The organism is Burkholderia diffusa (assembly GCF_902499115.1).
In the GTDB taxonomy this organism is placed as follows: Bacteria; Pseudomonadota; Gammaproteobacteria; order Burkholderiales; family Burkholderiaceae; genus Burkholderia; species Burkholderia diffusa.
Window position 1 is genome coordinate 1 of the sequence record NZ_CABVPN010000052.1, and the last position, 19,600, is coordinate 19,600.

The following is a 19,600-nucleotide window of genomic DNA, read 5'->3' on the forward strand; positions in this document are numbered from 1 at the left end:
GCGTACATTGCGCGCCGGCTCCAGCGATGTCCGTTTTGTTCAGCGCCAAAGATCGATTTACTGACACAGTAAGACTAGGCGGGCTACCGGATAAACGGGGTCGGGCGGTTCGAATCGAGGCATGGCGCAGATCCTTCTCGGTGATAGGGCAGCGCGGTTCGCTGCCCTGTGTTCGCGGAGCCATTCTATGCAGGGGAGGTGCCAGTTTCTGGCACCATTCGAACGCGCTTGTTGCATAGCATCGTTTCAAGGCATGATGAGCGAGCGAATGCTCGGCACGATCATCAGCTACTGCGGCAGTCCGTCAACAATGTACGCATTCGTGTGGCCGGAGTGCTGGCGGAACGGGCGGATTCGGGCGTACTCGGGCGAGTTGTACCACGCGCGGGCCAGGTCGATGCTGTCAAACTCGATGATGATCAGACGATGGTTCGGCGGATTGCCCTCCAGCCCATCCACATGGCCTGCACGCACGATGTAACGTCCGCTGTAGCGTTTGAACGTTGCATCCACCTGATCGCGGTACGGCTTGATGCCTTCCGGATCGGTGAGTTCGAAGTCGGCGATGTAGTACGCCGGCGTTTTGCCATGCGTGAGTGGGGATTGGGAAGTTGGCGTTTGAGCATGCGCGGCCAACGCACTCATGGTCAATGTAGCGGTCGCGCCGATTGCGGCAAGCAAGGCGTGTTTTCGTTTCATGCAGGGAACTCCATCGTGGGCAGGGTCAATCAACCGACTTCGGTTGCTGCGCTTTGGCGCTGAGCTGTACGGGCGTCGTTTCGATCAGCGTGCGCGACTGGATCATCCGCTGTGTGAGTGCGACATATTTCTTGAAGTGCGGAGATTCGATATGCGCCCGATAGGCTTCGTCGCTGGCATAGATCTCGAAGAAGCGCAGATGGTTCGGTTTGTCCTTGACGGCGACCGAGTAGATGGCGAGCACGCCGGGTTCGAGCCGGACGGAGTCGTCGATCTCTTCCTTGACGATCGCCTTGTAGTTCTCCAGTTGTGTGGGATCGATCACTAGTTCGGCGATGCGCACCACGGTCCTGTCCGGTTCCTGGGCATGCAGCACGTTCGTTTCGGGGCTGCAGAGCGTGGCTGCGGCAAGCAGCCATGTTCCCAGCCGAATGCGGCGTTCAGGCATGTGAGGTCTCGCTGGTTTGGTTGATGTAGGGCGATGTTTTCGGATGGCGTGTTCGAACGGGACTGTGCGATCACGCCTCGACGCATTTCGGCAGTTCCGAGGCGAGGACATCGATAGCCAGACGGCAGCGCAGAGGAAGATACTGCGCTGCCGGCCAAACGGCGTAGCCCTCGATGACGGCCGTCGGCCGATGTCCCCAGATCTCGATCAGTGCGCCATGTCGCATCCGGTCGCGAATCAGCCAGTAGGGCACCCACGCCAGGCCCATGCCGTCGACAGCGGCATCGGCGATTGCCTCGAGATCGTCGAAACGCAAGCGCGAAGTGGGTTGAAAATCGACAAGCGTATCGGTCGCGTCAGGAAGCCGCCAGAGCAAACCGTGCTCGTTGCGCCAGTAGGGGAGCAGGTCGTGTTTCACCAGATCGGCCAGCGTATGCGGTTCACCTCTCGTTGCGAGATAGGCGGGCGATGCACACAATACCTTGCGCTGGTTGACCAGCAGGCGCGCGCGCAGCGTGGTGCCGGTACCCGCCACGCCGTTGCGCACCGCGAGATCGAAACCCTCGGCGATCACGTCGACCTGACGATCGCTGAAGTTCAATTCCAGTTCTAGCTTCGGGTGCGCTCGCGCGTACGATCGCAGGATCGGGGCGACGCAGTAGCGGCCGAACAGCGTGGGGAGCGTGACGCGCAACTTCCCGACCACTTCCCGGCGGCCGTTTTCCAGCATGGTTTCCGCAGCGCGCATCTCTTCGATCGCTCGAAGGCAGTGCTCGTAATATTGCTGTCCGTCCTCGGTCAGACACTGATTCCTGGTTGTGCGCTGAAACAACTGCACCCCGAGCCGCTCCTCAAGACGCGCGATAGCCTTTCCGACCGCCGAGCGCGTCAGCGAAAGCCGTTCACCGGCTTTCGCAAAGCCGCCTGCGTCGACGACCTCCACAAACAATTGCACGCCATCGAATCGGTCACGCACAGATTTGCTCCGCGATTGTAGAAATTGAGGAAGCACAGATGAGAATTATTTCCACCCATGCTTCTTAAAATTCTACTTTAAAGTGTTTAACCAGCAGCGTGATTTTCGGGTGCGCCTGTGAAGCGCTACCCGTTCAACCGACTCTCGGGAAGGGCAAACCTTCAAGGAAAGGACAAACACAGGTGTTGATTTCAATCGTGCATGACAGTGGCTACGGCCACACCACGCGCGTGGCAGAGGCCGTCGCGGAAGGAGTTCGGCAGATCCATGGGGCCGAGGTGAAGCTGTTTGCAGTCGCTGATGGCGTCGATTGGGCAACGCTCGAAGCGAGCCACGCGATCATCTTCGGTTCGCCGACCTACAACGGCATGATCAGCGCCCGGCTCAAGCAGTTCTTCGAGGATTCCACGAAGGCTGCGTGGACCGCACTGAAATGGCGCAACAAGATCGCCGCAGGGTTCACGAACTCCGGTGCGCAGCACGGCGACAAGCTGAACTCGCTGGTATCGATGGCGCTGTTCGCTGCACAGCACGGGATGATCTGGGTTGGCCTCGATCTCATGCCCGGCAACAACAGCAGCACCGCCAGCGCTGACGATTTGAACCGGCTGGGCAGCTGGCTGGGTGTCATGACCCATGCGAACGTGGATCAGGCGCCCGATGTAGCGCCGCCGGCAAGCGACCTCATGACAGCCCAGTACCTCGGTCGCCGCGTGGCGACGATAGCCGGCCGCCTCCAACCCGTCTGAACCGCTCTGCACCGCTTAAGGAAAACCAACGATGAAACTGCTTTGCCTCGATGTCCCCCAGCCGGGCGCCAGCCTCGAGAAATACCGGCCACACATGCAGGACGAAGCCCGCCATGCGTGGCAGATGTACAAAGGGGGCATCATCCGCGACATCTATTTTCGACAGGACCGGCCCGGTGTCGCCATCATCGCGGAAGCCGAGTCTGTCGAGGCCGCAAGGAGTGCGCTTGCGGAGTTTCCGCTGGCCAAGGCCGGACTGATCGGCTGGGAAGTCATCCCCCTTGGCCCTTTCACCAACTGGGAGGCCCTATTCGCTCCCGGCAGTGCCTGAGTCTCGGGCGTCGGGTGTATCACGATTGGTTTGTCATCGCATATGGCCTGATCGAGCCATCTTTCTACCGTGGTCGCGCGACGCGCGACGAGGACTACACTCCATGAATGCAACGGGCTTCGCAGCTTATTCGGCCAACGATCCGCTCCAACATCTCGACTTCAAGCGGCGAGCTCCTCGGCCAGACGATGTGGTGATCGATATACTCTATTGCGGCGTCTGTCATACCGATCTGCACATGGCACGCAACCACGGCGGCTTCACCACCTATCCCATCGTGCCTGGCCACGAGATTACAGGACGCGTGCGCCAGGTCGGCGAGAATGTGAGTCGGTTCAAGGCCGGCGACATGGTCGGCGTCGGTTGCATGGTCGATTCCTGTCAGCACTGCAAACCTTGTCTGAAGGGATGGGAGCAAGACTGCGTCGAGGGTTCCACCTTCAGTTACAACAGCGTCGATCGGCAGGACGGCAGCATCACGTATGGCGGCTACTCGGACGTGATTGTCGTGCGCGACAAGTTCGTGCTGTCTCTCCCCGACGGCCTCGATCCAGCAGGCGCGGCACCGCTCCTTTGCGCCGGCATCACAACATGGTCGCCGCTGCTCCATTGGAATGTTGGGGCAGAGAGCAAGGTCGCGGTCATCGGGCTCGGCGGGCTAGGTCACATGGCCTTGAAACTGGCCAAGGCGCTCGGTGCCGATGTCACGCTGTTTACCCGTTCGGCGGGCAAGGAAGACGATGCGGTCCGCCTCGGTGCCGATCATGTGGTGCTGTCGAGTGACCCCGAACAAATGAAGGCCGTTACCGGCCGATTCGACGTGATCATTGACACGGTCCCTTATGATCACGACGTCAATCCCTACATGCCGACCATTGCATTGGAAGGCGTGCTGGTACTAGTCGGCTACATGGGGCCACTCAGCACCCCTGTGAATGCCGGATCGGTTGTGCGTGGCCGCAAGGCGATCTCGGGGTCGTTCATCGGCGGCCTGCGCGATACCCAGCAAATGCTCGACTTCTGCGGCGAGCATGGCATCGTCTCGGACGTCGAGATGATCCCTATCCAGAAAATCAACGAAGCCTATGAACGCATGCTGAGAAGCGACGTGAAATATCGTTTCGTCATTGACATGGCTTCACTCAAAACCCCAGGACCGCAAGCATGAACAGTACTCGCATCAAACCCATCCTGTGCGTGGTCACCAGCCACCCGATCCGCGGCGATTCGGGCGAGCCGACCGGTTTTGCGATGGTCGAGTTGACGCATCCGCTTGCCGTGTTCCAGGAAGCCGGCATCCCGGTGGAAATCGCCTCGATTCGTGGCGGTCATCCGCCTATCGACTTCTTCGATCTGACGGATCCCGTCAATGAGCGCTACTGGCAGGACAAGCACTTTCGCGACGAGCTCGCCCATTCACGCGTGCTCGGCGATCTCGAACCGTCACGCTATTCGGCCGTTTTCTTTGCCGGTGGTCACGGCACAATGTGGGACTTCGCCGACAGCCCTGCTGTGCAGAAAGTCGTTCGCGAGATCTGGGAAGCCGGCGGCATCGTGTCGGCGGTCTGTCACGGACCAGCTGCGCTGGTTAACGCGACGCTCTCCGACGGCAGCTACCTTGTAGCCGGCAAGAATCTTGCGTGTTTCACCGACGAGGAGGAAGCCGAGGTCAACTACACGAAGGTCGTGCCCTATCTGCTGGCGAGCACGCTAAAGCAGCGCGGTGCGATGCACCGTCCTGCGCTGAACTGGAGCGAGAATATCGTCATCGACGGCCGCCTCGTGACCGGCCAGAATCCGGCGTCCGCGCATGGCGTGGGGCAAGCAGTCGTCAACCAGCTCAACTTCGGCCAGATAGCCTGAAGTCGGAGCCAATCGTCGGGCTGGCGATTGCGGCGTCCTGGCCCAGGCTGTGGATCGCCGCATCGGTAGCGAAATCGGACGTGCCTGAGTGCCGGCATTGTCGGCGAGCATATTGCGGACCGGGCGCTTGGTCGTCCAGCCGCCTTGAGCCAATGCTCGACGAGCAGACATGTGCTGCAACGGTTTGCGTCACACCGCGCGACGAATCAGGAGGTGCAGCATGATCAAGCGCAAACTCGGCCAAGAGCTTGAAGTATCGGCCTTATCTCTCGGGGCGATGGGCTACGGCAAGGCGCGTGAATTGCCCGACCGTGCAGAGATGATCGCCCTCATTCGCACGGCCGTCGAGCGTGGCATGGACTTCTTCGACACCGCAGAAGTCTATGGCCCGTGGACCAATGAAGAGATGGTGGGCGAAGCCCTCGCACCTGTGCGTAACAAAGTCAGGATCGCGACCAAGTTCGGCTGGGACATCGATCAGGACACGGGCCAACACCGGGGCGGAGTCAACAGCAAGCCGGCTCAGATCCGCCGGTCCATCGAGGGCAGCTTGCGGCGCCTGCGTACTGACCATATCGACTTGTACTATCAGCACCGGGTTGACCCCGAAGTGCCTATGGAAGACGTCGCCGGCACGGTGAAAGATTTGATAGCCGAGGGCAAGGTGCTGTGGTTCGGCATGTCCGAGGCGAGTGCGCAATCGATTCGCCGCGCGCATGCGGTGCAGCCGCTCGCGGCGCTGCAGAGCGAGTATTCCCTGTGGACCCGCGAGCCCGAGGCGGAGATCATCCCGACGCTCGAAGAGCTGGGTATCGGGCTGGTGCCATATAGCCCGCTTGGCAAGGGTTTTCTGACAGGCCGGATCGACGTCGACACCACTTTCGACAACTCCGACATCCGTGCGAAAACGCCGCGGTTTGCCGAAGAGGCCCGCGCCGCTAACCAGAAGCTGGTGGATCTCATCCGCGGAATCGGACAGAAACACGGCGCGACACCCGCCCAGATAGCGCTCGCATGGTTGCTGTCACAGAAGCCGTGGATCGTGCCTCTGTTCGGCACGCGCAAGCTCGAACGCTTCGAGGAGAACATCGGTGCGCTGAACGTGAGGCTGGATCAGGACGACCTCGACGTGATCCGGCAGGCGAACATTGTCGTCAAGGGGGCTCGGTATCCGGAGGCCATGCTGCGCTTTTCCGGGCAATAGACCGGACGTGATCGCCAACACGACGTGTATTGGCGGACGATGTGCGATGCCGGCATGCGCTCTGGGATTGCAGCAGATCGGCCGTCTTGCATCGGTCGTGTGGGTCCAGCCCATGGCAAACATTTCAACTGCGGTAGAGGGGGGCGGCAATGAAGATCGTGGGAATCGAAGAACATGTCCTCCCGGCCGATATCAAGGACGCGTGGCTGACCATTCCCGGCGCAGATGACGGTAGCCTGGACCTCAACACGGCTGTCCTCGACGAGCGCCTCGCCGACCTAGGCGAGAAACGGCTGGCTCTGATGGACGAAACCGGCGTTGAGCAGCAGGTTCTGTCGTTGACCACACCCGGCTTGAACAATCTCGGGGACCACGGTACTGGCTTGGCTCGACGCGTGAATGATCTGCTGGCTGAAACCGTGCACCGCAATCCGGCGCGCTTCCAGGCACTCGCCGCGCTGCCGTTTGCCAGTCCGCATGCCGCGGCCGACGAACTGCGTCGAGCCGTGAAGGACCTGGGCGCCAAGGGCGCCATTCTCTATGGCCGGGTCGGCAACGAGCATCTCGATGATGCGCTGTTTGAACCCACTTATGCGTGTGCGGCCGAGCTCGGCGTCCCGTTGCTGATTCATCCGCAAATTCCGCAGGCCGTCGTGCGAGATGTTTACTACGGCGGCTTTTCGGCATCGATCGATCTGGCCTTTTCGACATTCGGCCTTGGGTGGCACTACGAGGCCGGCATTGAATTCTTGCGCATGGTTCTGGGGGGCGTTTTCGACCGCTATCCCGATTTGCAGGTGATACTCGGACACTGGGGTGAGGTCGTGATCTTCTATCTCGAGCGGCTTGCCATGCTGGATCGGGTGTCGAATTTGCAAAAGCCGCTTGTGGAATACGTGCGAGGCAACCTCTATCTGACGTCGAGCGGCATGTTCAGCGAAAACTATCTGCGGCGCGCGATTGAAGCAGTCGGTCCGGATCGCATTCTTTTCTCCACTGATTATCCATACCAGTACCGTGCGGGCGGCGACGCCAGGAATTTTGTAAACGGACTCGCTCTTGATGGCGGCGACAAGGTCAAATTTGCCCACGGGAACTGGGAACGGCTGTGCCGGAGAGCGACACCGCATAGCCCCGAATGATGATGCGAAGTCGGTGGATGTGCTTAGTGGGCTGTGAAGCCCCCATCGACCGGCAAGCCGACGCCGACGACGAAACTCGCGCCGGGACTGCACAGCCACAGTACGGCGGCGGCCACTTCATCTGCTCGTCCAAGGCGACCGATGGACTGGTCCTTCAGTATCACCTTCATGACATCGGCTTGTTCCTTCAGCATGTCCTGCACCATCGGCGTATCGATGGTGCCGGGACAAACGGCGTTGATGCGTATGCCGCGGGACGCGTATTCGACGCCGGCGCTCTTCGTCATCCCCAGCACGGCATGCTTCGTTCCGTGATAGGCGGCACGCTCGGGAAGGCCGATCAGGCCGCCGAGCGACGAGTTGTTGACGATCGCGCCGGATCCCTGGGCGCGCATCACGCGCAGTTCGTGTTTCATGCTTGCCCAGACGCCGAACTGGTTGACCGCAACCACTCGCTCGAAATGCTCGGCCGGCTCGTCTGCCGCATCGCTGGGCGGTACCTGGATGCCGGCATTGTTGAATGCCATGTCGAGCCGGCCATACTCCGCGACGGCGCGGTCGACGGCGGTAGCGACCTGGACTTCGTCGGTGACGTCGCACGCGACACCTGTTGCGATGCCGCCTTCGTCGACGATATTTTGCGCTTCCCGCAAGGCGAGGTCCCCGTCACGATCGGCCAGGACCACGGAGGCCCCGTTTTGCGCAAATGCACGGGCTGCAGCGAGACCCATGCCCATCGCTGCCCCGGTTACGAAGGCCACTTGGCCTTTGAAGTCATAGATCGGATTCATGTTTCATTTCCCTGGTGGAAGACCGTCAAAGTCGATGTATTTCCCTTTCAGTTACGTGGCGGAGTAAGGGTCGAAGGGCCATCAGGAAGCGGCGGAACGATTCCATCGACTGGATGGGGGATATAGGGCGCTTCCAGCGCGTTGATTTCATCGTCGGTCAACGAGAAGTCGAGCGCCCGGATCGCCGTTGCAAGATGCTCGGGCTTCGTCGCGCCGATGATCGGAGCGGTCACGCCGGGTTTCGCGAGCAGCCACGCGAGCGCGACGTGCGCCCGTGGAACGCCGTGATTGTCGGCGAGCCGGGCGACTACGTCGATTACCTTCCGGTCCTGTGCCTCCGTATTCAGATACATCTGGATGGCGAACGCATCGTTCTTCGTTCGATGAGTGCTTTCGCTCCAGTCGCGCGTCAGCCTGCCTCGCGCCATCGGGCTCCATGGAATGACGCCGACGCCCTGGTCCATGCAAAGCGGCAACATCTCGCGCTCCTCCTCGCGATAGAGCAGGTTGTACTGCGGTTGCATGGAGATGAAACGTGTCCAGCCATTGCGCTCCGCAACGTGCTGCATCTTGGCGAAACGCCATGCTTCCATTGACGAGGCGCCGAGGTAGCGCGCTTTTCCGGCTTTGACGATGTCGTGCAGCGCCTCCATCGTCTCTTCGACCGGCGTGCCAGGATCGAAGCGATGGATCTGATAGAGATCGACGTAGTCCATGCCAAGTCGCTTCAGGCTGTCGTCGATCGACTGGAACAGCGCCTTGCGCGACAGGAAACCGGTATTGGGCGAATTTCTCCACGGAAAGAATACCTTCGTCGCGACGACAATTTCTTCGCGTCGCGCCATGTCGCGAAGTGCGCGCCCGGTAATTTCCTCGGAACTGCCACCCGAATAGATGTTCGCCGTATCGAAGAAGTTGATTCCAGCCTCGAGTGCCTGACGAAAAAACGGGCGAGACGCCTCTTCATCCAACGACCAGGGCTGGGGCAGTCGGGCTGGTTCCCCGTAACTCATGCAGCCCAGACAAAGGCGTGAGACCTTGAGGCCGGCCCGGCCAAGATTGACGTATTGCATGTGCTTCTCCGAATGAGCGAGATTTTGAACTGCGACGATGCGTGATTACGAAACCGTGATCGCGACCCGGATAGGAAACAGGCCAGACCCACTTGTCGAGGAGGTAACGCGGCGCTCACCTGTCATGTGAGATGCGCGTCTCGAGCGCCTTCAGCAGACGAACGAAGTCTCATCGCGATGGGCAAGGCGAACAGGGCGAGAATCGCGCTGATCAGAAAGATGGCGCCGAGCCCCGTTACATTGGCAACAAGGCCGAGCAGAGGCGCAAAGACGCCGAGGGCGAGATCGATGAACGCAGTGTAGATGCCCATGGCCAGCCCTCTGGCGTCCGTTGGCGCTCGGGCTACAGCCTCCATGCCGAAGCCCGGATAGATGAGCGCGTAGCCGAATCCTGCGAGCGCCGTCCCAGTAAACGCGAGCCATGCAGCCGGGGCGGCCCAGATGAGCGTCATGCCGACGCTGTAGACGGTGACGAAGATGACCGCTGTACGTGCTCCACCGAGGCGATCGGGCAATGCACCAAAAAAAAACCGCGCGACCATCAGCGCCGCGGCGAATCCGGTGAAGGAGAGCCACGCGGGTTGCCAGCCGCGCTGAACGAACAGCAGCACGGAGAAGGCGGTCATGATGCCGTAGCCGAGGCCGGGAAATGCCATGCCCAGTCCTGGCAGCCAGACGGCTTTCAGTACTTTCCCGACGGCTTCTGCATTTCTGGACTGGGTTCTGGTATCTGAGACAGGGCCGATCAGCAGCATCGTCACGACCGCGCCGGCGGAAGTGGCGAGCCCGATCGAAGAAAAGCCGAATACGTCGAACAGAAAGCTGCCGAGCGGTGCGCCGGCCGCCAGTGCAACGAACATCGACGTTCCGATCCACGCGATCGTTTTGCCGACATTGCCCGGACCGGCGAGAGCGAGGCACCAACTTTGCGAGCCGGTCATGATGAAACTCTCAGCAGCACCGAGCAGCGCGCGGCCCATGAGCAGGATCGCGATGGACAGTGATGGGTTGCCGGAGAACGTCAGCGACAACAAGTACAGGAGTCCCGCCACCGTAGTCAATCCAAGACCGGTGGAAACCGCGAACTTCGGTCCACGCCGGTCTGCAATCGCACCGGACCACAGGCGGGAGACCAGCGATGATGCGAACTGGGCGCCGGAGACCAAACCGACGGTGAATGTTCCGAAGCCGAGATCGTGGTGGATGTGCAGCGGCAAAGCGGGCAGCGCCGCGCCCGTGACCAGGAACACGGTGAATACGCAGCTTATCAGCGGAAGCAAAGAGCGGTCTGCCGCTGCCGAATGGTATTGCGGTGGTGTCACGGGTATTTCCATCGAATAGTGAGCGGGTCAACGCAGATCTGGTCAGCGCCGCCTCGGCGTATCGTGCGTGCGACTGGCGTCGAATTTAGCGTAATGGTCCCGGTTTGTTTAGCCAGCGTTCGATTGACGGACCAATGAACTGCATTCACAAATCGGCAGCAATGGACGTGTCGTCGATGCGGGGGAGTCGCCGCCTGTTGTTGAGCGCCATTCACAGCGCCATCAAATGAAGGACGGCTTTCTAAAACCATCGTTCCCGCTAAAGTCCTGTTGAGGCGCATCGTCGTGCAGACCTGCAGGACCGAGAACGGCCGCAGATGCCGATGTGTCACCAACAAACCGGAATCCGACTACCAACATCGGCGACATCAGAATGCAATACGTACACCTCGGACGCTCGGGCCTAAAAGTCAGTCGTCTCTGTCTCGGAACCATGAATTTCGGTGATGTGTTGGACGAATCCACGAGCTTCGACATTCTCGACGCCGCGCTGGATTTGGGCATCAATTTCATCGACACGGCCGACGTGTATGGCGGTCCACAGTCGCCCGACCTTGAGAAGGGCTTCGGCATCTCCGAGGAGATCATCGGACGCTGGATCGCTCAAGGCGGCCGCCGCGATCGCATCGTCCTTGCGACGAAGGTCTATCAGCCGATGGGCACCGGTCCGAACGACAGGCGTCTGTCGGCCTACCATATCCGCCGTGCCTGCGAGGACAGCCTGAAGCGGCTGAAGGTCGATCATATCGACCTCTACCAGATGCACCACGTCGACCGGTCGACGCCCTGGGAGGAAATCTGGCAGGCGATGGAACTGCTGGTGCAGCAGGGCAAGGTGCTGTATGTCGGCAGCTGCAATTTCGCCGGCTGGGACGTCGCGACCGCGCAGGCCGCGGCGCGTTCGCGTCAGTTCATGGGACTGATAGCCGAACAGAGTCTGTTCAATCTGTCCGCGCGAACCGTCGAACTCGAACTGATTCCGGCGTGTCGTCACCATGGGTTGGGCTTGATTCCGTGGAGTCCGTTGGGCGGAGGGTTGCTGGGAGGCGTATTGGGCGGGACGCTCGAGGGGCGGCGGGCAAGGCCCGAGATGGCGGGCAAGATCGTGCGCTGCCGGCAGCAGCTCGAGGCTTGGGAAGCGCTGTGTGATGACCTCGGCGAACGCCCCGCGGACGTCGCACTGGCGTGGCTGCTCCATCACCCGGCGGTGACCGCGCCGATCGTGGGGCCGCGAACCGTGGAACAGCTGAGATCGGCATCGCGGGCTCTGGATATTGCACTCTCCGACGACACACTTCGCTGCCTCGACGAAATCTGGCCAGGGCCCGGGGGCGCCGCGCCAGAGGCTTATGCCTGGTGAGCGGCGAAATGGAAAGAAGGTTCGTGGCCGCTCGACCGGCACGCGATCATCGCAACGAGAGGAATGAAGACATATGGACGATTCTGAACGACTGAACGCGACGAGACGTCATCTGCTGATCGTCGGTGCCGTGTCTGCCGTGACGCCTTTCTTGCCCGATGCCGCAAATGGGCAGCCGCTGGTTACGAATGCGGAGCCGAGCGAGTCGCCGTCAACGGTGACGGACACGATGCGCGTTGTCTTCAACGTCAATGGAAGCGATCGACGGCTCGACATCGATCCCCGGACCACGTTACTCGATGCGTTGAGGGAACACCTGTGTCTGACCGGCACGAAGAAAGGCTGCGATCACGGGCAGTGTGGCGCATGCACGGTGCACGTGAACGGTGTTCGGATCAACGCGTGCCTCAGCCTCGCGGTGATGCACGACGGTGACACGATCACGACGATCGAGGGATTGGGCACGCCGTCCGAACTTCATCCGATGCAGGCCGCATTCATCAAGCACGACGGATATCAGTGCGGCTACTGCACGCCCGGTCAAATATGTTCGGCCGTTGCCGTGCTGGACGAAATCAGGGCCGAAGTGCCGAGTCATGTCACGGACGACCTAATGGCACCCGTCGGCGCGACGCGTGCCGAGTTGCGCGAACGGATGAGCGGCAACCTCTGCCGTTGCGGCGCATATTCGAACATCGCCGATGCCATGGCGGAGGTTGCAGGGAGCCGCTCATGAAGGCGTTTACCTACGAGAGGGCGAAAAGCGCTGCGGACGCGGCAAGCATCGTCGCACAGCGCCAGGGAGCAAAATTCATCGCCGGCGGCACGAACCTGCTGGACCTGATGAAACTGGAGATCGAGACGCCGACTCACCTCGTCGATATTCAGGACATCGGGCTCGACCATATCGACGACACACCGGAAGGCGGACTGCGGATCGGCACGCTTGTGACCAATACGGCGCTTACGTCGCATCCTCGAGTGCGACGCGATTACGGGGTACTGGTACGTGCGATCGTTGCGGGCGCATCCGGTCAGCTGCGAAACAAGGCCACGACGGGTGGAAACCTGCTCCAGCGCACGCGTTGCCCGTATTTCTACGATCCGAACCTGCCGTGCAACAAGCGTATGCCCGGCTCCGGCTGTGCGGCGATCGGCGGATACACGCGGCAACTTGCGGTAATCGGAGGCAGCGCCAGCTGCATTGCAACGTATCCGGGCGACATGGCCGTTGCATTGCGCGCGCTCGACGCATCGGTGGAAACCGTTCGCAGTGACGGACGGACGAGGACGATTCCGATCGCCGATTTCCATCGATTGCCGGACACGACGCCGCATGTCGAGACTGCGCTTGCGCCCGGCGAGCTCATCACCGCAGTGACGCTTCCGCGCCCGATCGGCGGCCGTCAGCTTTATCACAAAGTCCGCGATCGGGCCTCGTACGCGTTCGCGCTCGTGTCGGTCGCCGCGATCGTTCATCCGGATGGCAGCGGCCGCGTCGCGCTGGGTGGTGTCGCACCGAAACCGTGGCGCATTGCATCCGCAGACGCCGCGATGACGCGGGGGGCTGCCGCCGTCGCGAGCGAGTTGATGAAAGGCGCGCAGCCGACGCAGCACAACGCATTCAAGATACCGCTGGTCGAGCGCACGCTCGCCTATGTGATGGAACGAGCGAGGGGCTGATCCATGAAGTTCGACACGCGTGCAGGACAGAATCCCATCGACCGGTTGACGGTCGTCGGTCAGCCGCACGACCGCTACGAAGCCCGGTTGAAGACGACCGGGACGGCGACCTATGCGTACGAGTACCACGACATCGGGCCAAACGTCGCTTACGGCTACATCCTCGGCGCGAGCGTCGCGAAGGGGCGGATCTCGTCGATCGATACACGTCGGGCGCAGGCCGCGCCCGGCGTGCTTACCGTCGTCACGTATCGAAATGCCGGCGAACTCGGTGTCGGCCAGTTCTATGTGCAGCGCATGCTCGCGGCGCCGGACGTCGACCACTACCATCAACCGGTGGCCGTCGTCGTCGCGGAGACATTCGAGCAGGCGCGCGCGGCATCTGTGCTGATTCGCGTCCAGTACGAGCGACGCCACGGGCAGTTCGACCTCCAGGACCAGATCCACATAGCGCCAGTTGCGCGCCAGATGGCGTTCGGTGGTCCGACGGACACGCATGTAGGAGACTTCGAGCAGGCGTTCACCGATGCCGACGTCCGGGTCGACGAGACCTATACGGTTCCGGACCATGCACACGCAATGATGGAACCGCACGCGTCGATCGCGAAATGGGACGGCGATCGCGTCACGTGCTGGACGTCGATCCAGCAGATGAACTGGGGTACGCGCGATCTTGGCGCCATTCTCGGCATACCGCGAGAAAACGTGCGTCTGATCTCGTCGTTCGTCGGAGGCGGCTTCGGCGGCAAGGGGACCGTGCAGTCGGATCTCGTGCTCGCCGCAGTCGCGGCGCGAATCGTGCAGCGCCCGGTCAAGATCGCGCTCCAGCGTCCGATCATGTTCAACAACACGATTCATCGTCCGAAGACCATTCAGCGGATCCGGCTCGGCGCCACGCGCGACGGGATGCTGATCGCGATCGGTCACGAAAGCTGGTCCGGCAATCTCGCCGGCGGACGTACCGAACCCACGACGCTGTCGACACGGATGCTCTATGCGGGCACGAACCGGATGACGCGCGTCCGGCTCGCGACACTCGACCTGGCCGAGGGCAACGCGATGCGCGCGCCTGGCGAAGCGCCGGGGCTGATGGCGCTCGAAATCGCAATGGACGAGATGGCCGAGAAGCTCGGTATGGACCCTGTCGAGTTTCGTGTCCGGAACGACACACAATTCGATCCCGAACTTCCGCAACGTCCTTTCTCGTCGCGTCCTTTCGTCGAGTGTCTGCGCACCGGCGCAGAACGCTTCGGCTGGAGCGCACGACAAGCGCTGCCTGGACAGGTCCGCGACGGCCATTGGCTCGTAGGCCTCGGCATGGCAGCAGCGATCCGCGGTGCGCCCATTGCCAAAGCCGGTGCGCGAGTACTTCTCGACAGCCGCGGGATCGTCACGGTCGAAACCGACATGACCGACATCGGGACCGGAAGCTATACGATCGTTCAACAGACCGCGGCCGAAATGATGGGCGTACCGATCGATCGGGTCGTCGTCCGATTGGGCGATTCGAGCTTTCCGGAGACGCCCGGTTCAGGAGGGCAGCAGGGCGCGGCATCAGTTACCGCAGGCGTCTACGCTGCATGCACGAAACTGCGTGAGAGGGTTGCCCGCCGCCTCGGTTTCGATATTGCCGAGGCCGAGTTCGCTGCGGGCGAAATCCGCTCCGGCAGCAGAAGCGTTCCGCTCGAGCGTGCGGCAGACAACGGACCGATCGTCGTCGAGGAAAGCATGGAGTTCGGCGACTTGTCGAAGCGGTTCGCAATCCAGACATTCGGCGGCCACTTTGCCGAAGTCGGCGTGAACGCGTTCACCGGCGAAATCCGCGTGCGCCGCATGCTTGCCGTCTGTGCGGCCGGCCGCATACTGAACCCCAAGACAGCGCGCAGCCAGGTGATCGGCGGAATGACGATGGGAATCGGCGCCGCACTGATGGAGGAGATGACGGTCGACAAGCGATTCGGTCTGTTCATCAACCATGATCTGGCCGGCTACGAGGTGCCGGTTCATGCCGACATACCGCATCTCGACGTCGCGTTCATCGACGAAGTCGATCCGGTCATCTCACCGGTAAAGGCAAAGGGCGTCGGCGAACTTGGCCTCACGGGCGTTGCGCCCGCGGTTGCGAATGCTGTCTACAACGCGACTGGCGTGCGTGTGCGTCAATATCCCATCACGCTCGAGAAGTTTCTCGATCGATTGCCGGCACTGGCCTGATATCCCGGACACGGAGCCAATGCGATCTCTATCGACCGACATGGATACGACGGCTGTCTCGCGGGGCAGACTTGCCGTCCGGCGCGGCGTGCCCGTTCCGAGACTTCTGCGGACCACAGTTCTCGTTTTAGCCCTTAGCTTGGCGGCAACGCCGACGCAGGCAACTTCACATGAGGAACCCGAAGGCATGAATACGAAAACGTCTCTTCCAGACGCTGCTGAAGCGCTAACCCCCCGTCAAAAGGCGATCGTGCCCATCGCGGCATTCGCTGCGGCGGGGGACATCGACAAACTCACTGCTGCATTGAACGAGGGACTGGACATCGGTCTGACGATCAGCGAGGTCCGGGAAATCCTGGTGCAGCTCTATGCTTACGCGGGCTTTCCGCGCAGCCTCAATGCGCTCGGCGCGCTGATGAAGGTGGTGGACACGCGCAAGCAGGCGAGGCTGCGAGATGCGGACGGTTCGGCGCCCGGTCGACAGGTTCCGACTGGCGACGCATTGCTTGTGGCCGGCACGGCGAACCAGACGAAGCTGTCCGGGGGGCCGGTGAAAGGCGCATTGTTCGATTTCGCACCGGCGATCGACCGATTTCTGAAGACTCATCTGTTCGGCGACATCTTCGAGCGCGACAATCTCGATTGGCAGAGCCGTGAGCTGGCGACGGTAAGCATGCTCGCCGCGCTGACCGGGGTCGATTCACAGCTGCAAGCGCATATGCGAATCAGCATGAACGTCGGACTTTCCGCTGGTCAATTGAAACAGCTCTGCGAGGTATTGGTCGATCGCGTAGACCGACAGGCCGCACGACGCGCGGACGAAGCGTTGGAGCGACAACTTGTGGCAGCGACGGGTCACTAAGGTCGCTGTGCTACACCACGCACCGCTTCGATCGGCTCGGATCGGGTCAATCTTCGCGGTCCATTTGTAGACATCTTCGCATCGCAAGTTGGCACCGGGTATCGTGACTCATGCGAATCAAGGTAGCCGGTTCGCCAGCGATGACTGGCAATCGTTTTTGAAGGCTCAGCAGATGGTGCCACGCATGAGCCGTCGTGGAAACTGCCCCGATAATGCCTTGGCGGAAGGCTTCTTCAGCGCGCTGAAAAAGGACCGGACCGAACTGAGAAACTATCCGATGCGGGCGATGACGTCCACTGACATGTTCAATTATGTGGAGATGTTCTATGAACTTCGTTCGTCAGCACGGTTTCGCTGTCGACCTGCCACGCGTTGAGCTTGAACGGCGCTACGTGCTAAACGACTCGTGAGTGTCTATGGAGCACTGTTCGGTCCATTTCGTAATTAATTGTGATGAATCTATTACTGGCTGTATCCTCTTAAGTCGGTTCTATATAATAGTCACAAGGTTGTTATAAGAGACGATCCTTATATGAAGCTACTTTCATTGGCTTGAAGTCTTTTGGAGCGCTGCTTCGTGAGAACCATGGATAATGCAATTACTCCCAGGATCACCGTCGCAAACCAAATTTGGGGATGAAGCCCGGCCACATAAGCCGCAAGCTTATCGAATTCCGAATCAAACATTGCTGTCCCGGGAAATAGAAGAGCCGCATACATGCCCAAGTACGGCGAAGCAAGTATGAGTCCGGCAATAATATGATCTTCCAACTGTGGAAGGTTTCTACGCCATATGAAGCCAAGGGCGACCAAAGAAAGAAGCATCGACATGCATATGTATTGAGAATCGTGAAATTTTGCGTGTGGCGGCCATTTGGGGTTGAAGATGTGCTCCTGAGAAAAAGGGCCGAGCACATCAGCCCAGAATGCCGCAAAAAATGTTATTAGGGCGCACAGCGAGAGTAGTATTTTTTCAATGTTCAAAGTCGCTTCTTGTCTTTCCATCGTACCCTCGTGGGCTTGTGAAATACTGCATTCTAGATGCGCAATCAGCCAGACCGGATAGCGCCTGGGGAACATTATATTGCGATGATTTAATTAGACGCGGTGAGTTTTTTAGGCTCCCGTCAGAAAATCCAATCAACTTATTACGAACTATTTCCGCTTGATAGCAGGGTAGTCCGTGTAACCCACTGCATCATCCTCGCCGGGAACATAGAAGCTCTCATAGTCCGGCATGTTAAGAGGATCACCGTTGCGGAAGCGTTCTGGCAAGTCGGGATTTGCAAGAAATGGGACCCCATATGAGATCAAATCCGCCTCTCCCTGAGAGATAGCAACTTCCCCGCTCTTTGCGTCGTACCCCCCATTGAGAATGAAGGTGCGTGAGAAAACCCGGCGCAGGTAAGGGGCAATCCGGATGGCACCTTGTGGAGGTGCGTCTGGCCCGGAGATACCTTCGGTCACGTGCAGATAAGCAAGGCCTATCTGATCAAGGTGGGCAGCGAGATAGCTAAACGTATCCACCGGCGCTGAATCATGCATCCCGTGAAGCGCCATATTTGGGCCGACGCGATAGCCAACACGATCTGCTCCCAGCACATCAGATACTGCTGCCGCGACTTCAAGAGGAAAGCGGGCACGGTTTGCGATGGAACCGCCGTAGCGATCGTTTCGGCAATTTGATGCGTCCCGCAAAAACTGATCCAGTAGGTAACCGGAGCTACCATGTAGCTCAACCCCATCAAATCCGGCCGCAGCAGCATTTTCTGCTGCCTTACGAAATTGCCCGATAACATCAGCAATCTCGATCGTACTCAGTGCGCGGGGAGTCGGAGTCCTGACTACGCCAGTTGAAATGAACACTTCGGCTTCAGCGTTCAATGCCGAGGGCCCGATCGGGAGAGCGCCATTTTGAAACTCGAAGTGAGAGACGCGGCCGACATGCCATAATTGAGCAAAAATAACCCCACCAGCGTCATGAACGGCATCAGTAACGCGACGCCAAGCTTGGACTTGCTCGGACGAATAGATACCGGGAGTTCGAATATAGCCGGTCCCCTGCCTGCTGACTTGCGTCGCCTCGGAAACAATAAGTCCAGCGCCGGCGCGCTGCGCATAATAGGTCGGTGCTAGGGGATGAGCCACGGCATCTTTGACCGCTCGGCTACGGGTCATTGGCGCCATCACCATACGATTCCTGATTGTTAAAGGCCCTAAACGGTAGGGTTCAAGAAGAACAGCGGGTGCATGGTCCATGGAGCTAAGCCTCTTGTAGGAGCAAAATAAGTGCTTCGACTTGGTTGCCAAGGCTATGATACACACTGCCAAATTCGCCACAAGAAGGCACATTCATGATACCGACCCCTGACCGCGCAATTCCTGAGTGCTCGAATTTCACACGTGAACTACTTAGTCGCGTTGGTGATAAATGGAGCATTCTGATCGTCGCGCATCTCGCAGAGGGGCCGTTGCGATTCAATGCACTTAGGCGAACAATTGGCCAAGTGTCTCAGCGAATGCTAACCCTGACGTTGAAAAGCTTGGAGAAAGACGGGCTCGTATCGCGTACGGTTTTTCCTACGGTTCCGCCTCGTGTAGAATACGAACTGACACCACTTGGTCGCACTTTAATGGAACCAATTATGGCGCTGATTAATTGGTCGCTAGCTCACCAGGGTGATGTTGAGAAGGCGAGAGACCTGTTCGAAATACGATCCGCCGGCCATATTGGATAGATAAAATAAAAGGCGGATTTTCTTATTGACAGCATTTCTGCGGTGAAAATCGTATCATTAAGGTGACCTGACCCTAGCCCACAAAACTGTCCCATTTGGAAGTGGAAAATTCCGGCATGACGATGTCATCGAGACTTGGAGGTCA

Annotated in this window: 20 protein-coding genes and 1 pseudogene; 13 read left to right on the forward strand and 8 right to left on the reverse strand. The window is 59.8% G+C overall.

Annotated elements, in window-relative coordinates:
- Positions 1 to 288: 288 nt before the first annotated feature.
- The 3 genes from BTE28158_RS31690 to BTE28158_RS31700 all read right to left on the reverse strand — a co-directional run bounded on the left by BTE28158_RS31690 (position 289) and on the right by BTE28158_RS31700 (position 2,123).
- Positions 289 to 699 carry a DUF1330 domain-containing protein gene (locus tag BTE28158_RS31690; protein ID WP_124905901.1) on the reverse strand — a complete coding sequence of 137 codons (411 nt, stop codon included), beginning with the start codon at positions 697 to 699 and terminating at the stop codon, positions 289 to 291.
- Positions 700 to 724: 25 nt separating this feature from the next.
- Positions 725 to 1,147, reverse strand: a complete 423-nt coding sequence (locus tag BTE28158_RS31695; protein ID WP_124905899.1) for a putative quinol monooxygenase — start codon at positions 1,145 to 1,147, stop codon at positions 725 to 727.
- Between the two features lie 70 nt (positions 1,148 to 1,217).
- Positions 1,218 to 2,123 carry a LysR family transcriptional regulator gene (locus BTE28158_RS31700; RefSeq protein ID WP_151050548.1) on the reverse strand — a complete coding sequence of 302 codons (906 nt, stop codon included), beginning with the start codon at positions 2,121 to 2,123 and terminating at the stop codon, positions 1,218 to 1,220.
- 182 nt (positions 2,124 to 2,305) lie between these two features.
- Between BTE28158_RS31700 and BTE28158_RS31705 the strand changes: the two genes are divergently transcribed.
- The 6 genes from BTE28158_RS31705 to BTE28158_RS31730 all read left to right on the forward strand — a co-directional run bounded on the left by BTE28158_RS31705 (position 2,306) and on the right by BTE28158_RS31730 (position 7,412).
- Positions 2,306 to 2,872, forward strand: coding sequence for a flavodoxin family protein (locus BTE28158_RS31705; RefSeq protein ID WP_124905895.1), 567 nt, complete (start codon positions 2,306 to 2,308; stop codon positions 2,870 to 2,872).
- Between the two features lie 31 nt (positions 2,873 to 2,903).
- Positions 2,904 to 3,203 (forward strand): YciI family protein, encoded by a 300-nt coding sequence (locus tag BTE28158_RS31710; RefSeq protein WP_124905893.1) that lies wholly within the window; start codon positions 2,904 to 2,906, stop codon positions 3,201 to 3,203.
- A gap of 103 nt (positions 3,204 to 3,306) precedes the next feature.
- The gene (locus BTE28158_RS31715; RefSeq protein WP_124905891.1) at positions 3,307 to 4,371 is read left to right on the forward strand and encodes an NAD(P)-dependent alcohol dehydrogenase; all 1,065 of its coding nucleotides are present in this window, start codon (positions 3,307 to 3,309) and stop codon (positions 4,369 to 4,371) included.
- The gene (locus BTE28158_RS31720) at positions 4,368 to 5,066 is read left to right on the forward strand and encodes a type 1 glutamine amidotransferase domain-containing protein (protein ID WP_124905889.1); all 699 of its coding nucleotides are present in this window, start codon (positions 4,368 to 4,370) and stop codon (positions 5,064 to 5,066) included. The genes BTE28158_RS31715 and BTE28158_RS31720 overlap by 4 nt, the downstream gene beginning before the upstream one ends.
- Positions 5,067 to 5,286: 220 nt before the next feature.
- Positions 5,287 to 6,270, forward strand: coding sequence for an aldo/keto reductase (locus BTE28158_RS31725; protein WP_124905887.1), 984 nt, complete (start codon positions 5,287 to 5,289; stop codon positions 6,268 to 6,270).
- 149 nt (positions 6,271 to 6,419) lie between these two features.
- The gene (locus BTE28158_RS31730) at positions 6,420 to 7,412 is read left to right on the forward strand and encodes an amidohydrolase family protein (RefSeq protein WP_151050550.1); all 993 of its coding nucleotides are present in this window, start codon (positions 6,420 to 6,422) and stop codon (positions 7,410 to 7,412) included.
- A gap of 23 nt (positions 7,413 to 7,435) precedes the next feature.
- Here the strand turns inward: BTE28158_RS31730 and BTE28158_RS31735 are convergent, their stop codons facing one another.
- The 3 genes from BTE28158_RS31735 to BTE28158_RS31745 form a co-directional block, all read right to left on the reverse strand.
- Positions 7,436 to 8,203 (reverse strand): glucose 1-dehydrogenase, encoded by a 768-nt coding sequence (locus BTE28158_RS31735; protein WP_124905883.1) that lies wholly within the window; start codon positions 8,201 to 8,203, stop codon positions 7,436 to 7,438.
- A gap of 47 nt (positions 8,204 to 8,250) precedes the next feature.
- Positions 8,251 to 9,276, reverse strand: coding sequence for an aldo/keto reductase (locus BTE28158_RS31740; protein ID WP_151050552.1), 1,026 nt, complete (start codon positions 9,274 to 9,276; stop codon positions 8,251 to 8,253).
- Between the two features lie 122 nt (positions 9,277 to 9,398).
- On the reverse strand, positions 9,399 to 10,610 hold the full coding sequence (locus BTE28158_RS31745; protein WP_124905879.1) for an arabinose transporter: 1,212 nt from the start codon (positions 10,608 to 10,610) through the stop codon (positions 9,399 to 9,401).
- A 361-nt stretch (positions 10,611 to 10,971) separates the two neighbouring features.
- On the opposite strand from BTE28158_RS31745, the gene BTE28158_RS31750 reads away from it, so the two are divergent.
- The 6 genes and pseudogenes from BTE28158_RS31750 to BTE28158_RS31775 form a co-directional block, all read left to right on the forward strand.
- On the forward strand, positions 10,972 to 11,958 hold the full coding sequence (locus BTE28158_RS31750) for an aldo/keto reductase (protein ID WP_151050553.1): 987 nt from the start codon (positions 10,972 to 10,974) through the stop codon (positions 11,956 to 11,958).
- A 73-nt stretch (positions 11,959 to 12,031) separates the two neighbouring features.
- Positions 12,032 to 12,694 carry an aldehyde dehydrogenase iron-sulfur subunit PaoA gene (paoA, locus tag BTE28158_RS31755; RefSeq protein ID WP_124905875.1) on the forward strand — a complete coding sequence of 221 codons (663 nt, stop codon included), beginning with the start codon at positions 12,032 to 12,034 and terminating at the stop codon, positions 12,692 to 12,694.
- Positions 12,691 to 13,641 (forward strand): FAD binding domain-containing protein, encoded by a 951-nt coding sequence (locus tag BTE28158_RS31760; protein WP_124905873.1) that lies wholly within the window; start codon positions 12,691 to 12,693, stop codon positions 13,639 to 13,641. Before paoA ends, BTE28158_RS31760 begins: the two co-directional genes overlap by 4 nt.
- Before the next feature lie 3 nt (positions 13,642 to 13,644).
- Positions 13,645 to 15,855: an aldehyde oxidoreductase molybdenum-binding subunit PaoC gene (paoC, locus tag BTE28158_RS31765; RefSeq protein ID WP_124905871.1), complete on the forward strand. Its 2,211-nt coding sequence runs from the start codon at positions 13,645 to 13,647 to the stop codon at positions 15,853 to 15,855.
- Positions 15,856 to 16,042: 187 nt separating this feature from the next.
- Positions 16,043 to 16,717, forward strand: a complete 675-nt coding sequence (locus BTE28158_RS31770) for a carboxymuconolactone decarboxylase family protein (protein WP_124905869.1) — start codon at positions 16,043 to 16,045, stop codon at positions 16,715 to 16,717.
- 82 nt (positions 16,718 to 16,799) lie between these two features.
- Positions 16,800 to 17,127: pseudogene (locus BTE28158_RS31775) on the forward strand (IS3 family transposase); the annotation flags it as partial.
- 118 nt (positions 17,128 to 17,245) lie between these two features.
- Here BTE28158_RS31775 and BTE28158_RS31780 read toward each other — a convergent pair.
- Both BTE28158_RS31780 and BTE28158_RS31785 read right to left on the reverse strand, forming a co-directional pair.
- The gene (locus BTE28158_RS31780; protein ID WP_124905865.1) at positions 17,246 to 17,722 is read right to left on the reverse strand and encodes a DUF6640 family protein; all 477 of its coding nucleotides are present in this window, start codon (positions 17,720 to 17,722) and stop codon (positions 17,246 to 17,248) included.
- Between the two features lie 150 nt (positions 17,723 to 17,872).
- Positions 17,873 to 18,976 carry an alkene reductase gene (locus tag BTE28158_RS31785; protein ID WP_151050555.1) on the reverse strand — a complete coding sequence of 368 codons (1,104 nt, stop codon included), beginning with the start codon at positions 18,974 to 18,976 and terminating at the stop codon, positions 17,873 to 17,875.
- Positions 18,977 to 19,071: 95 nt separating this feature from the next.
- On the opposite strand from BTE28158_RS31785, the gene BTE28158_RS31790 reads away from it, so the two are divergent.
- On the forward strand, positions 19,072 to 19,455 hold the full coding sequence (locus BTE28158_RS31790; protein ID WP_124905861.1) for a winged helix-turn-helix transcriptional regulator: 384 nt from the start codon (positions 19,072 to 19,074) through the stop codon (positions 19,453 to 19,455).
- Positions 19,456 to 19,600: the final 145 nt, after the last annotated feature.

Excerpts from the sequence above, each read along its gene's own strand:
- BTE28158_RS31690 (WP_124905901.1), bottom strand. The coding sequence starts at position 699 with ATGAAACGAAAACACGCCTTGCTTGCCGCAATCGGCGCGACCGCTACA.
- BTE28158_RS31695 (WP_124905899.1), bottom strand. The coding sequence starts at position 1,147 with ATGCCTGAACGCCGCATTCGGCTGGGAACATGGCTGCTTGCCGCAGCC.
- BTE28158_RS31710 (WP_124905893.1), top strand. The coding sequence starts at position 2,904 with ATGAAACTGCTTTGCCTCGATGTCCCCCAGCCGGGCGCCAGCCTCGAG.
- BTE28158_RS31715 (WP_124905891.1), top strand. The coding sequence starts at position 3,307 with ATGAATGCAACGGGCTTCGCAGCTTATTCGGCCAACGATCCGCTCCAA.
- BTE28158_RS31720 (WP_124905889.1), top strand. The coding sequence starts at position 4,368 with ATGAACAGTACTCGCATCAAACCCATCCTGTGCGTGGTCACCAGCCAC.
- BTE28158_RS31725 (WP_124905887.1), top strand. The coding sequence starts at position 5,287 with ATGATCAAGCGCAAACTCGGCCAAGAGCTTGAAGTATCGGCCTTATCT.
- BTE28158_RS31730 (WP_151050550.1), top strand. The coding sequence starts at position 6,420 with ATGAAGATCGTGGGAATCGAAGAACATGTCCTCCCGGCCGATATCAAG.
- BTE28158_RS31735 (WP_124905883.1), bottom strand. The coding sequence starts at position 8,203 with ATGAATCCGATCTATGACTTCAAAGGCCAAGTGGCCTTCGTAACCGGG.
- BTE28158_RS31740 (WP_151050552.1), bottom strand. The coding sequence starts at position 9,276 with ATGCAATACGTCAATCTTGGCCGGGCCGGCCTCAAGGTCTCACGCCTT.
- BTE28158_RS31745 (WP_124905879.1), bottom strand. The coding sequence starts at position 10,610 with ATGGAAATACCCGTGACACCACCGCAATACCATTCGGCAGCGGCAGAC.
- BTE28158_RS31750 (WP_151050553.1), top strand. The coding sequence starts at position 10,972 with ATGCAATACGTACACCTCGGACGCTCGGGCCTAAAAGTCAGTCGTCTC.
- paoA (WP_124905875.1), top strand. The coding sequence starts at position 12,032 with ATGGACGATTCTGAACGACTGAACGCGACGAGACGTCATCTGCTGATC.
- BTE28158_RS31760 (WP_124905873.1), top strand. The coding sequence starts at position 12,691 with ATGAAGGCGTTTACCTACGAGAGGGCGAAAAGCGCTGCGGACGCGGCA.
- paoC (WP_124905871.1), top strand. The coding sequence starts at position 13,645 with ATGAAGTTCGACACGCGTGCAGGACAGAATCCCATCGACCGGTTGACG.
- BTE28158_RS31770 (WP_124905869.1), top strand. The coding sequence starts at position 16,043 with ATGAATACGAAAACGTCTCTTCCAGACGCTGCTGAAGCGCTAACCCCC.
- BTE28158_RS31780 (WP_124905865.1), bottom strand. The coding sequence starts at position 17,722 with ATGGAAAGACAAGAAGCGACTTTGAACATTGAAAAAATACTACTCTCG.
- BTE28158_RS31785 (WP_151050555.1), bottom strand. The coding sequence starts at position 18,976 with ATGGACCATGCACCCGCTGTTCTTCTTGAACCCTACCGTTTAGGGCCT.
- BTE28158_RS31790 (WP_124905861.1), top strand. The coding sequence starts at position 19,072 with ATGATACCGACCCCTGACCGCGCAATTCCTGAGTGCTCGAATTTCACA.